We start from the raw sequence: 12,213 nt of genomic DNA on the forward strand, positions 1-12,213 counted from the left end.
CCGGTGGCTCTCCCTCCGGATCTCGACCTCGACGGACGCGACAAACCGATCCAGCGCGAGCAGAGGCTCATGGCGGCCATGTGCCGCATGCTCGGCGAGATCGGCGACCAGCTCACCCTGATCCTGGACCGGCTCCCGGCGGCCCCTCAGCAGCCGGGAGCCGACTGCCGCGCGGTGGAGCTCCGGGAGCCGGTCATTCCGCCAGCCGCCCCCGCCCCCGCTCCGACGGCGGCCGCCGAGCCGCAGCCCGCGGCCAGGGCACGGCCGCGTAAGACCCCCGCCAAGGCCACCCGCGCCCGGGCGGCCGTCAAGAAGGAGGAGCCCGATGCCAACGGGTAGGAGGAGGGCCGCCTACTACGGCGACAAGCCTCAGGAGATCACCATCCTGACCGGCACCGCGACACTCGATTTCCCCTCCATCGCCGCTGGGACCACCGCCGAGCTGACCATCACGGTGACCGGCGCCGTGGTGGGCAACCCGGTGGCGCTCGCCCCGCCGGCGACGCTCACCGCCGGGCTGATCGCCTCGGGCCGAGTGACCGCCGCCAACACCGTGACCGTGCGGATGGCCAACGTCACCTCCGGCGCGATCGACCCCGCCTCGGCCACGTGGGGCGCCGCAGTCATCCAGACCTGACCCGGGGCCCGCCATGGCGATCGATTTCGAGACCGACGTCGGCGCCGTCCGGCTGCTCATCCCCGACGTCGACACCGAGAACATGTTCTTCATCGACCCGGCGATCGAGGCGTTCCTCCGGATGAGCGGCGGCAACGTCCGCCTGGCCACCGCCCAAGCCCTGGACGTCATCGCCTCATCCGAGGCGATGATCTCCAAGAAGCTCACGATCGACGGCCGCTCCACCGATGGCCCGGCCGTGGCCGCCGAACTGCGCGCCCGCGCGACCGAGCTGCGCCGCCAGGTCGACGCCGGCGAGGGCGACGACACGATCGGGTTCGACGTGCTCGACTTCGACCCCTGGCGTGGCTACCGCGGCTACAACCCCGATCTGTTCTAGCCGGGGGAGGTGGCCCAGGTGCCGCTCGGAGGGCACACCCCGATCCATCCCCGCTGGTCGCAGCACCACCGGCCGGTGGCCATCGGCACTCAGACCGGACGGTGCCGTATCACTCGGCGCACCGGCAGCACCGGCACCCTGGACGATAACCTGGTCTGGCACCCCGGGACGACCCGCATCACGATCTACGCCGGGACCTGCCACATCGCGCCGCCCGCACCCGTCACGTACACGACCCCCGGCGAGCGCCGCACCGGCACCACCGACTACCAGGTTGCGATCGCCTGGGACGCCCCCGAGATCCTCGACGGCGACGACGTCGAGGTCCTGGACGCCGAAGACCCCGAACTGGTCGGCCGGCACCTGCGGGTGACCGGCCCGCTCGGCGACGGCGGCACCCAGCAGTGGGAGCGGCTGCTGACCTGCGTGCAGGACACAACCAGCCGGGAGCGGTGATGGCGGAGTTCGAGTACGACGAGGTCATCCTCCACATCAAGCGGATCGAGAAGGCCACCGCCGAGGTGCTGGTCAAGAGCCACCTGACCGTGGAGAAGACCGGGCACAACACCGTCGCCTACGCCCAGAACCTGGCGCCCGTCGACACCGGCAACCTACGCGCCTCGATCGGCGTGGACTTCGACGACGACGGCCTGGGGTTCGAGGCCGGCCCGACAGCCGAGTACGGCGATACGGTCGAGTACGGCGGGCGGCCGCACGTGATCAGGCCCCGGGAGAAGAAGGCCTTGTCCTGGCCGGATGCCGAGCACCCGGTGAAGAAGGTCAACCACCCGGGGACGGCGCCGCAGCCGTACATGCGGCCCGGGTTCGACCGAGCGACGCGCGAGTTCGACACGGCGATCGACGCGATCGTGCGGGACGCGTTCTGATGGCGGTCAGCGCCGCGGCGCCGGCCGCGCCGCACACCGCTGCCTTCACTACCGCGCTGGTCGCCGAGGATCTCGCCGTCGACGTCGGCGTCGCCCCTGAGGGGGCTGGCTGGCAGGGCGAGCCCGGCCAATCGGCCTTCGTGCCGTACATCGTCCTGTTTCCCTCGCCGGGCAGCACCGACGGCGACCTCGGCGACCCCAACGCCTATCTCGACTATGAGACGCAGGCCACGGTCGTCGGTGCGACCGCCGGCCAGGTCGAGCAGGTCATGGACAAGGTCAAGGCCGCGCTGGTCGGCCGACAGCTCGCGGTGGCCGGCCGCAATTCCTACCGCGTGCAGCTCGGCGAGGGCGGCCGGCCGATCACGCGCGACGACACCGTGCAGCCGCCGGAGTACTACGCCAGCGCGCTGTTCAGGCTGCGCACCGGCCCCGCCTGATCCCCAACCTCTACTCAGCCCGGCACCCGTTCGTGCACGGGCTCTGACGCATGCCTGGAGGAGCCCCTCGTGGCGACATACGCCATCCAGAGTCCGAGCCCGAATGGAGTGGCGCTCAGCTTCCGCTCCGCGGCCTCGGGCGACAAGATCAGCGGCCTTCGCGCCAAGCCCGGCCGCATCCTCGTCAACAACGCCTCGGGCGGGTCGGTGAACCTCACCTTTTCGCCGCCCGGCAGCACCGGCTACGGCGTCACCAACCCGACCAAGGTCGTGCCCTGCGCCGCCGGCGCGATCACCGAGATCACGCTGCTGCTGGAGTACCGGGACGCCACCGACGGGTACAACATCGCGCTCGCCTGGTCGGCGACGAGCAGCGTGACCTGGGCGGCGGTCCGCTGATGGCGCGCCGCATGATCCCGGTCCGCAACAAGGAGACCGGCGTCACCGCGCTGGTGTCCGAGCGTGCCTGGCCGCTGTTCGCCGCATCCCACGAGCGGCTCGACCAGGACAACTCCGCCGACGCGGCCCCGGATGACCCCGGCGCGCCGCCGGCCTCGGAGGCGTCTTCGCCTGCTCCGCAGGCCACCACCCACAAGCCCCAGCGCCGCGGTGCGGCCTCTGACAGCAAGGAGTAGCCATGCCGGTCGGTGCAGACCTTCTCGGCGACGGCAACGTCAAGGTGACCTTCGTCCTGACGATCGCCGACATCGACAACCCCACCGCCGGTGAGCTGAACGCCGGTGTGGACCTGCAGGAGCACATCACCAAGCAGGGCCTGGACATCCAGCCCGACCAGGCGTCGGTGGACAACACCGCGCTCGCGTCGCGTACCGAGACCGAGGACGCCGGCACGGTGTCCTACAAGATCGAGGTCACCGCCAAGCGGAAGCAGGTCGCGCTCCAGGACATCGCCTGGAACACCCTGACCGACGGCCAGCTGGGTTACCTCGCGGTGCGACGGAATCTGCCGCACGAGACGGCCTGGGCCGCCGGGCAGGACGCCGAGGTGCACCCGGTGCGCTGCGGCCGCCCGAACATGCAGCCGCCTGAGCTGAACACCGCCCAGCAGTTCAAGAGCAAGCTGTTCAACCACTCAGAGTCCGCGCCGGCGGCTGTGGTGGCAGCCTGATGGAACTGAAGATCGACGACATTCTCGGGCAGATTCAGCTGCCGCAGAAGTCCGTTCCCTTGTGCCTGCGCGCCGACCTGCAGGCCCGTTTCGACAGCCTCGAGCGGGAGCTGCGCGCGGCCCAGCGCGCTCCTGAGCAGGACTCCCTGGCCGGTATGGGCGCGGCCGCGCGGGAGATCGCCACCCAGATCGAGGCGACCCGCGCGGAGATGCAGCGGCACACCGTGGAGTTCCGGCTCCAGGCTCTGCCGCAGAAGCAGTGGTCGGACCTGCTGAAGAAGCACCCGCCGCGTAAGGGCAACAAGGACGACGACATGGCCGATTACAACGTCGGGACCTTTCCGGTCGCGGCGCTGGCGGCGTGCTCGGTGTCGCCCGAGATGACCGAGGAGGACGCCGGGCGGCTGGTTGACGCGATCACCAACGGCCAGTGGGCCCGGCTGAACATGGCGCTCGGCGAGCTGAACAACGGCGGTGCGGAGGTCCCTTTCTCCGCCGCCGCATCCGCGCTGGCGGGCGGCACGCAGACGAGTTAGCGCTGGCTGCCTACTACCGGGTCCCGCGCTCGCGGCTGCTGGGCCGGGAGCCGGTAGAGACGACTACCTATCACTACGACCGGAGCGGGCGTCTCACCCACACGGTGACCGTCCGCGAGCCGGAGTGGCTGGAGGACGACCTGGCCTGGGCCCTGGCTTGGAAGCATGAGCAGGACTGCAAGTGCCCCGGGTGCAAGCTGCCGCTGGATGAGACGACCGACCCGGCCAACAACGGCCTGTATGAGGTTCCGCTGCCAGTGCGGTGCTTCGCGTGCACGCCGCTGGCCAAGGCGCACGCCGACTATGCCGAGTCCGACCCGGGGCTGCTGCTCCATGCCGAGCGCGTCGACGATGACCCGCCCGTTATCTGATCTTCCACTCCATGGGGTCGCCGTCGTCCACCAGGTAGGTGACCGAGGTGGGGCGGGTGCCCTTGCGTACCTCGTAGGGGATCCATCCGCGGACGCACTGGCCGGGCCGGACGCGCCGGTCTCGCGGGTAGAGGGGGACGGAGAAGTGGTCGGCGGACCAGGAGGTCGCTGACTCGACCACGGTGCCGTTTTTGTAGGTGAGCGTCCAGGGGCCCCATCCGATGCTGATGGGGGTGGCTGTGACGATGGTCTTAAAGCAGCGGCGGACTTCAAGGCCGGCGTACTCGTAGCCCGCCCGGTCCGGTGGTACGAGTGCGGGAAGTGGCTGTTTGAATGCGAGGGCTGCGGCTGTGCCGGTGGAATCGGCGTCGGAGGCGTCGAGGTTTTTCCCGATGGTCGAGGGTGCGCTGCCGTTGGCTTGTGCTGCTTTTTCAGCAGGGGCGGTAACTGTGACGGTGACCGTCGGGGTTGCCTGTTTCGCTGCGCTACCACAGCCCGCCACCAGGCAGAGCGCGCCTGCTAACACCACGAGTCCAGACGTACGCATTCGAGCTCCTATACGGTGATCGGCCCCCGATCCACAGGCGATGATGGCACGCATCACCTGCGGCCGGTCGGTGAATAGTTCCAATCCGTTATGACCCGGCTAGGTCTGTTGATCTTGATGTTTCGGGCTCAAGTGATTTGGCCGTGAGGGGTGACCCTCGTTGGCTGATCGCACATTGACGACCAGGCTTCGTCTGGACGTAAGCCAGTTCGTTGCCGGCGAGTCGAAGGCCAAGGGGTCTCTTAATGATCTGAACAGGCAGTTCGCGCAGACGGCCGGTGCGGCGGAGGGCTTTCGTAAGAGGTTGGAAGGGGCGTTCAAGCGCCTTCCGGACATCAAGATCAACGCCGATTCACTGCCGGCCGAGGTCAAGATCGCCGAGCTGCGGGGCAAGCTCCAGGCCCTCGCCGATCAGAAGATCGGCGTCGACGTCGACCCGAGCGCGGCCTTGGTGCAGATGGCCGCCATCCAGGCCGAGCTGGAGTCCATCCAGAACGACACCTCCTTCGAGATCCGCGCCGATATCGGCAAGGCCTTGGCGGACCTGGAGTCGGTGGTCCGCGAGGCCCAGCGCCTGGACGAGACCGTCGTGCAGGTGCCGGTGGAGGTCGAGGTCCGGGGTGGGGCGTTCGCCGAGCGGCTGCGGGCTCAGGTCGATGCGGCCGCCCGGTCTCTGCCGAAGATTCCACTGAATGCCGACTCCAGCGCGGCGCAGCGGCAGATCGCCGATCTGCGGGTGCGATTGGAGACGCTGGGTAGCAAGCGGGTCGGCATCGATATCGACGCGGCCGGCGCGCTGGCGGAGGTGCGCGCCATCCAGGCCGAGCTCGGCCGGGTCGACGGCGAGTCGGCGACCATCGACATCCGTGCGGACGCCGCTGCGGCCGCGGCCGCCCTGGCGGCGGTCAGCGCCGAGGTGTCGCGGCTTGACGGACGGACCGCCAACGCGCGGGTGAACGTGGACGTCGCCGGCGCGCTGGCGAGCTTGCGGATGGTGGCCGCCGCGATCGCCGGCCTGGCCGCGGTACCTGCGCTGTCATCGCTGGCGTTCGGTGCGGCCGGTCTGGGTGCCGCGTTCGGTGCGGCCGGTGCGGGAGCCGCCGGGTTCGCCGCTGTTGCGGTGCCGAGCCTGGGCCGGGTCAACGAGGCCCTGACGGAGCAGGAGAACGCCTCCCGCTCGGCCGGCGGGGCAGGCAAGAGCCTGGCCGCCTCGCAAGCCGAGGCCGCGGCGCGGGCGCTGCAGCTGGCCGAGGCCCAGAACCGGGTCCGCGACGCGGCCACCGCGGTCGCGCAGGCCAAGCGCGCTCTGAAGGGGGCGATCGACGACGTCACGCGCGCCCAGGAAGACGAGGCGCGCGCTGCCGACGACCTGGCTCGCACGGCTGAGGACGGGGCTCGCCGTCACGCCGAGGCGTTGCGGCAGGTCCAGGATGCAGAGCGCGCGGTCGGTGATGCCCAGCGTGACGTCCTGCGCGCCCAGCAAGATCTCAATGAGGCGCGCCGTCAAGCGGTCCGCGATGCCGAGGACCTGTCCAACAGGTTGACCGACACCCAGCTCGATCAGCGTCAGGCGGTCCTGGACCTGGAGCAGGCGCAGGCCCAGCTGAACGCGACCCTGAGGGATCCGCGTGCGACGGCTCGTGACAAGGAGCGGGCCCAGCTTGGTTACGACCGGGCGGTGCAGCGGCTCAAGGAGCTCGAGCTTCAGCTGCAACGGGTCCAGGCCGAGCAGGCCGAGTCAGACACGAAGGGCGTCGAGGGCAGCGGCAGGGTACAGAACGCAAAAGACGCCCTTGAGGTGGCAAACCGCCGCCTTGAGCAGTCAGAGCGCAATCTGGCTGATGCGCGGGCAAACGTCGCACGGGTGGATGAAGAGAACGCCCGGCGGGTCGGGGACGCCCAGCGGCAGGTCGCCGACGCACATCGCCGCGTCGCCGACGCCCAGGCCAAGGTCGTCGACGCCCAGGAACGGCTGGTCAAGAGCCACCGCGAAGCCGAGATGGCGGCCCGCCGCCTGAAACTGGAGCAGTTGCAGGCCAAGGCCGCCATGGAGCAGAGCGGCGGCGCCGCCGGTGGGGCCATCACCAAAATGTCCCAGCTGTCCAAGGCCGAGCGCGACCTGGCCAAGGACATCACCGCTTTCAAGAAGAGCTACGAAGAGTGGCAGAAGAGCCTGCAGCCGGACGTCTTCCCGGTGATCTCCAAGGGGCTCGACCTGGTCGGCTCGGCCCTGCCCAAGCTCGACCCCCTGGTCCGAGGCGCGGCGACCGGGTTCAGCCTCCTGGAATACCACGCAGAAACCGCGCTGGCCAACCCGTTCTGGGACAGGTTCATCGCCCGGCTCTCCTTGGAGATTCCCGGCGCGATCGACGATTTCGGCGTCGCAGCCCTCAACGTAGGTCAAGGCGCGGCCGGCATGATCCAGGCATTCCTCCCCTACGCCGGAGACCTGCGTGACTGGGTCGTCGACATCACCCGGCGATTCGCCGACTGGGGCACCAACCTGGAGAACAGCCCCGGTTTCAAGGCGTTCATCGCCTACGCCCAAGAGAACCTTCCCAAGGTCCAGACGATCTTCGAGAACATCGGCATCGCCGTCGGTAAGATCCTCCAGGCGGCGGCCGCGCCCGGGCAGGGGGCGCTCGACTTCCTCGTCGGCCTGAGCGACAAGCTGGCCGCCATGTCGCCGGAACAGATTCAGGCGATCGCTGGCGGGGTCGGCGCGATCTTCGCGGCGGCCAAGCTCGGTACGACGATCAAGCTCGGCGGATTCCTGCTCCTCGCGGACCTTCTGTCCAAGATGTCGCCCGGCCAGATCCAGGCCGCCGCGCTGGCCATCGCCGGTGTCATGCTCGCGGTCAAGGGCTATCAGACCGTCACCGGGGTGATCGGCTTCTTCCAGGGCTTGCGCGGCGAAGTCGGCAAGGCCGGCGACGCGGCGGGCACGGCCCGTGGAAAGTTCTCCGGCCTCGGGGATGTCCTCAAGGGCGCCGGCATGGCGACAGCGATCACCGGGCTAGCTCTCGGTGTGGGCATGCTGGACAGCGAGCTGTCCGGGCTGAACGTGAACTTGCCCAACTTCACTCGGCACTTGGGGGACTTCGTCAACGGGGGCAAGCCCGCCGCCGACGTCGTAGACCAGTTGCAGGGGAAATTCAGTCTCCTCGATGGGCGAGGACTTGAGGGCATCGGCGACGTCGTCCAGCGGATGTCCTCGGAGCACTGGTGGGACGAGCTCGACACCCAGATCGGCGGATTCGCCAACAGGCTGGGCGGCGAGGTCGGAGTATCCCTCGACCACGGCGCGAAGCGGGTCGAGAACCTCGACCAGGCCCTGGCGAACATGGTGGCGTCCGGCCAGTCACAGGAGGCCGCGAAGCTTTTCGCCGGGATCACCAAGCAGGCGCAGGACGCCGGGACACCCCTGTCCAAACTGCGTGATCTTTTCCCGCAGTACACCGACGTCGTGAGTAAGTCCGTGCAGCCCACCGACGCTGCTGCTGGCGCCATCGATGGCGCGAATAAGAAGCTCAGCGATTTCTCCACCTCGCTGGGGCTCTTCTCTCAGAACACCGATGCAGCGCGCGCTCTGCAAGAGCTGAAGGGGGACTACGACCAGGTCAAGGAGGCGATCGACCGCGCCAACGGGAAACTCGACCTGAACAAGGCCAAGACCGACGCCGAGCGGGACGCGATCATCCGGGCGCGCGATCAGTTCTCCGGGTACATCGGCAAGGTCGACGAAGCAGCGCGCAAGCAGGCCGATCTCGCGAGAAACACCGGCGACGCGGCGGGGGCGGCTGACCGGTCGAAGGAAGCCATCCTGCGTCAGCTGCCGAAACTCTTCGAGTTGGCCGGCAAGTCCAAGGACGCCAAGGACCAGGTCTACAACCTGGCCAAGCAGTACGGAATCAGCAAGGAGCAGGCCGACAAGGCGACCAAGTCCGCCAAGGACCTGCGGGACATGATCGCGCAGCTCAGATCCAAGGAACTCACGATCTTCGTGAAGACCGAGTACCAGGACGACCTGAGCAGGCAGGCCCTGCGCGACGCCAACAACGCCAACAAGACGGTCAAGAACAAGGCCGACGGCGGCATCGTCCGGTTCGGCGACGGCGGGGTCGCGCACTTCGCCGGCGGCGCGGAGAACCATGTCGCCGAGATCGCCCAACCCGGGACGATCCGCGTGTGGAATGAACCGGAAACGCAGGGCGAAGGCTACATTCCGCTCGCGCAGTCCAAGAGGCAGCGCAGCACCCAGATCCTCGGGGTGATCGCCGACGAGTTCGGCTACCAGCTGCTGCCGAAGAAGCTCGCGATCGTGGCGGCGGCCAACGGCCTGGTGGCCGGCGCGTCGACGCCGGTGATGTCCACCGGTTCGGCGACCGGCGGGCTGCGGGTGACCATCGACAACCTGGGCGCTATGACCGCGGGCCTGGACCAGGTGAGCAGCGGTCTCAACGAGAGGCTCGCCGGGGCGACGGGCCTGCTGTCGGCGACGATCGGGGAAACCGGCACGCTGACCCGGACGATCTCCTCGGCGGGGCAGGCCGCCGGAAAGGTCGCCACCGCCACCGGGCAAGCGGCCAGCACCACCACGTCCGGCACGGCCAAGCTCACCACGGCGATCAGCAGTCTCACCAAGGCGATCACCAGCCTGACCGCCGCAGTGTCCAAGGCCGGTTCGCTGGCCAGCAACGGCGGAGGGACGAGCATCAAGGCCCCCGCCAAGAAGACCACCACCACGACCACGAGGAAGACCACCAAGACCAGCACGAAGCCGCCGCCGCGCACCGACCCGAACGACGTCACCTACGACCGCGGGCCGAAGCCGAAGAAGCCCAGCAACACTGGCCACCTGTCCGCCGAGCTGAAACCCAAGCCCAAGCCCACCAACCAGATCGACGGGTACTCGGGCGGCGACTCGGGGTCGATCGTGGGTGCAGCCGCGTACGCCGGGGCGCTGGCCGGGGTGGGTGGCGCGGCGGGTCTGATCGGGCAGTCGGCCGGGCGGGCGTTCGGCTCGGTGGTCGCCGCGTCTGCGGCGCAGGTGTCTCGGTCGCTGCCTCTGAACGGCACGGGGTCGGGCGGCACCCAGCCGCGCCGGTCAGCGCAGCGGTCGGCGCCGCAGATGGGCGGCGGCGGGGCGTACTACTCCGGCGTGGCCGCGGCCCCGGCCGGGTCGGAGATGGGCCCCCGCGGCGCCAACCTGGCACGTGATGCTGCCGGCGCGAGCGCGCCGCAGCAGGGTCCGGCGCTGCTCGTGGAGAACTACTTCGAGTCGCCTCGCGGCTCGGTGCGGGAGACAGCTGAGGAGCTGTCCTATCTGGGTCGCCGCGGGTGAGCTGCGGTGGCCCAGCCGCGTTCCGCCATCTCACTGCTCACGGAGGCATGCATTCGAATGTCCGAAATCGATCTCGACGAGACCGCCTGGGATGAGTCGTGCGGGCTGACCTACGCCGAGTGGCTGCAGGCCAAGAACGTGCGGCCGATCCGTCACGGCCAGTCGATCAGCGAGACCACCCCGCAGGGCCACGTGATCACCCGGCACGCCGACGGCCGCCAGGACGTCACCGTCAATCTCTGATGAGGAGGCCTGGTGGCTGGTCTTGACCGCGATGGCACGTTCGTCGACACCGTCTTGAAGGGGTGGAACGGTGGCCACGTCCTGAATCTGGCTGGGGTGTCGCTCCGGCTCGCCCTCTACACCAGCGCCCTAAGCGCGAACTTCTCGCAGGTCAACCCCGTCTACAACGTCGCGCCTCTCAATGTCGGCGAGGTCGTGGGGCCGGGATATGACCCGGGTGGGAAACCGCTGACGCAGGTGATCGCCGAGTCCGGCACCGCCCCGGGGACGATCAAGTTCACCGCGTCGCCGCTTGCGTGGCCGTCGGCTTCGTTCATCGCGCGCGGCTATCTGATCTACATCTCCAGCATGGCGAACAAGGCGTTCCAGGTGCGCTGCTTCGGGGTTGACCTGCCCGTTCAGGACGGGACGTTCACGCTCAACTTCCACGTCAACGGCATCTGGTCCGTGCCTTTGGTCGGGCCCGTCGTGGCGCTTTGACCTCCGTCCCAGCACCGTCCCGCCCTCGGCATCCTGCCGGGGGTTTCGCATGTAGAGGGGGCCTCGTGGCCAAGTCGGGCTACAGCATCACCACCGGCAGCACGGTCAGCCTGACCGCTCTTACGCCGCGCAGCGTGCTGGGCGTCAAGGCGGGCGCCCAGTTCGGCGCGGACTTGAAGAAGTTCCGGATCGGCTTCGAGGGCACCCTGCCGACGGCGGCCGTGGTGCTGGTCGAGGTGTGCGCCGCGACGTTCATCACCAACGCGCCGAGCTCTGCTTCCACCACGGTCAATGTCAACCAGGCGTACGGCCGGCTGCCGGGTACCGGGTTCTCGGCCGCCAAGGCGTGGACGAGCGAGCCGACCATACTTACGCCACTGGAGGAGTATCCGATCACCCCGTTCGCAGGGCTGCTGCCGTACGACTTTCCGCTCGGTGACACCCCCGACTCTGCACTCGGTGAGGGGTTCGTCATCCGGGTCACCTCCCCAGCAGGGCCCCTGAACTGCCGCGCCTCGGCCTGGTTCGAGCGGTGCTAGGCAAGTGACCACCCTCCGTAATTCCTTCGACGGAGGCGTCGATGGCTCGGTGATCACTGTGGCGGGGTCGGGAGGGGCCAGCGGGGACCCGCTCGGCTACGTCAGCGGGTCCGTCGTCTACTCCTCCACTCACGCCCACTCCGGGACGCTGAGCGCCAAGCTCCCGGCCGCCGGGTTCCGGTCGGTGGGGCATGAGCTCCCGGCGCCGGCCTTCTGGATCCGGTTCTATGCCTGGTTGCAGGGGCACTACACCGGGTCGCTGGTGCGGCTGTGGACCGGTCTGGACGCCTCGGGGACCTACAGCGGCGGCATCAATACCCGAGCGGACGGCACCCTGGACCTGATCTGCGGTGGCGCCACAGTCAATCTCTCCGGGACGGTCCCGCTGAACGCGTGGGTGCGCCTGGAGGGCTTCTGGTCGACCACCGGCGGGGCTGAGTTGCGCCGCTACAACAGTCCCGAGAGTCTCACCGTTTCGGGCTCCGTGACCACGGCGGCCAACCTGGCGGGATCTGTCTCCACGCAGGAGGTGGTCCGGGTTTCGGTCGCCACGGACGCGTACCTGGACGACTTCGATGTGAGCTCGGACGGGTGGATCGGGCCCACGAACATCGACATGCCGCCACGTCCCGTGTTTCTGCGGTCTGCCGTCCACAGGGCGGCGTCCTGGTAGGGAGGTAG

General features: G+C 69.0%; 17 protein-coding genes. 16 read left to right on the forward strand and 1 reads right to left on the reverse strand.

Translation table 11 applies throughout. From position 1 onward, the window contains the following. Positions 1-3 precede the first annotated feature (3 nt). The 11 genes from DQ384_RS05400 to DQ384_RS05450 all read left to right on the forward strand — a co-directional run bounded on the left by DQ384_RS05400 (position 4) and on the right by DQ384_RS05450 (position 4,379). Entirely contained in the window at positions 4-339 is a 336-nt protein-coding gene (locus DQ384_RS05400; protein ID WP_114027595.1) for a hypothetical protein, read from the forward strand. Then, on the forward strand, positions 326-637 hold the full coding sequence (locus DQ384_RS05405) for a hypothetical protein (RefSeq protein WP_114027596.1): 312 nt from the start codon (positions 326-328) through the stop codon (positions 635-637). The genes DQ384_RS05400 and DQ384_RS05405 overlap by 14 nt, the downstream gene beginning before the upstream one ends. Before the next feature lie 13 nt (positions 638-650). Then, a complete protein-coding gene (locus DQ384_RS05410; RefSeq protein ID WP_114027597.1) occupies positions 651-1,016 on the forward strand; it encodes a hypothetical protein in 366 nt (121 codons plus the stop codon). 18 nt (positions 1,017-1,034) lie between these two features. After that, positions 1,035-1,472, forward strand: a complete 438-nt coding sequence (locus DQ384_RS05415; protein ID WP_147268654.1) for a DUF6093 family protein — start codon at positions 1,035-1,037, stop codon at positions 1,470-1,472. Beyond that, positions 1,472-1,903 carry an HK97 gp10 family phage protein gene (locus tag DQ384_RS05420; protein ID WP_114027599.1) on the forward strand — a complete coding sequence of 144 codons (432 nt, stop codon included), beginning with the start codon at positions 1,472-1,474 and terminating at the stop codon, positions 1,901-1,903. The genes DQ384_RS05415 and DQ384_RS05420 overlap by 1 nt, the downstream gene beginning before the upstream one ends. Further along, the gene (locus DQ384_RS05425) at positions 1,903-2,343 is read left to right on the forward strand and encodes a hypothetical protein (protein WP_114027600.1); all 441 of its coding nucleotides are present in this window, start codon (positions 1,903-1,905) and stop codon (positions 2,341-2,343) included. Before DQ384_RS05420 ends, DQ384_RS05425 begins: the two co-directional genes overlap by 1 nt. Positions 2,344-2,412: 69 nt before the next feature. After that, entirely contained in the window at positions 2,413-2,742 is a 330-nt protein-coding gene (locus DQ384_RS05430; RefSeq protein WP_147268655.1) for a hypothetical protein, read from the forward strand. Next, complete coding sequence (locus DQ384_RS05435; RefSeq protein WP_114027602.1) at positions 2,742-2,978, forward strand: hypothetical protein; 237 nt, start codon at positions 2,742-2,744, stop codon at positions 2,976-2,978. Before DQ384_RS05430 ends, DQ384_RS05435 begins: the two co-directional genes overlap by 1 nt. 2 nt (positions 2,979-2,980) lie before the next feature. Continuing rightward, complete coding sequence (locus DQ384_RS05440; protein WP_114027603.1) at positions 2,981-3,472, forward strand: phage tail tube protein; 492 nt, start codon at positions 2,981-2,983, stop codon at positions 3,470-3,472. Next, positions 3,472-4,008, forward strand: coding sequence for a hypothetical protein (locus DQ384_RS05445; RefSeq protein WP_114027604.1), 537 nt, complete (start codon positions 3,472-3,474; stop codon positions 4,006-4,008). The genes DQ384_RS05440 and DQ384_RS05445 overlap by 1 nt, the downstream gene beginning before the upstream one ends. Before the next feature lie 104 nt (positions 4,009-4,112). Further along, positions 4,113-4,379, forward strand: coding sequence for a hypothetical protein (locus DQ384_RS05450; protein WP_114027605.1), 267 nt, complete (start codon positions 4,113-4,115; stop codon positions 4,377-4,379). Here the strand turns inward: DQ384_RS05450 and DQ384_RS05455 are convergent. Next, positions 4,372-4,560: a hypothetical protein gene (locus DQ384_RS05455; RefSeq protein ID WP_114027606.1), complete on the reverse strand. Its 189-nt coding sequence runs from the start codon at positions 4,558-4,560 to the stop codon at positions 4,372-4,374. The genes DQ384_RS05450 and DQ384_RS05455 overlap by 8 nt on opposite strands. 526 nt (positions 4,561-5,086) lie before the next feature. On the opposite strand from DQ384_RS05455, the gene DQ384_RS05460 reads away from it, so the two are divergent. The 5 genes from DQ384_RS05460 to DQ384_RS05480 all read left to right on the forward strand — a co-directional run bounded on the left by DQ384_RS05460 (position 5,087) and on the right by DQ384_RS05480 (position 12,205). Next, a complete protein-coding gene (locus DQ384_RS05460) occupies positions 5,087-10,270 on the forward strand; it encodes a hypothetical protein (RefSeq protein ID WP_147268656.1) in 5,184 nt (1,727 codons plus the stop codon). 57 nt (positions 10,271-10,327) lie between these two features. Further along, the gene (locus DQ384_RS05465; protein ID WP_114027608.1) at positions 10,328-10,513 is read left to right on the forward strand and encodes a hypothetical protein; all 186 of its coding nucleotides are present in this window, start codon (positions 10,328-10,330) and stop codon (positions 10,511-10,513) included. 12 nt (positions 10,514-10,525) lie between these two features. Next, complete coding sequence (locus DQ384_RS05470) at positions 10,526-10,993, forward strand: hypothetical protein (RefSeq protein WP_114027609.1); 468 nt, start codon at positions 10,526-10,528, stop codon at positions 10,991-10,993. A gap of 65 nt (positions 10,994-11,058) precedes the next feature. After that, complete coding sequence (locus tag DQ384_RS05475; protein ID WP_114027610.1) at positions 11,059-11,532, forward strand: hypothetical protein; 474 nt, start codon at positions 11,059-11,061, stop codon at positions 11,530-11,532. A 4-nt stretch (positions 11,533-11,536) separates the two neighbouring features. Then, complete coding sequence (locus DQ384_RS05480; RefSeq protein WP_114027611.1) at positions 11,537-12,205, forward strand: hypothetical protein; 669 nt, start codon at positions 11,537-11,539, stop codon at positions 12,203-12,205. The last annotated feature ends 8 nt before the right edge of the window (positions 12,206-12,213 follow it).

The organism is Sphaerisporangium album (assembly GCF_003323745.1).
Classification (GTDB): Bacteria; Actinomycetota; Actinomycetes; order Streptosporangiales; family Streptosporangiaceae; genus Sphaerisporangium; species Sphaerisporangium album.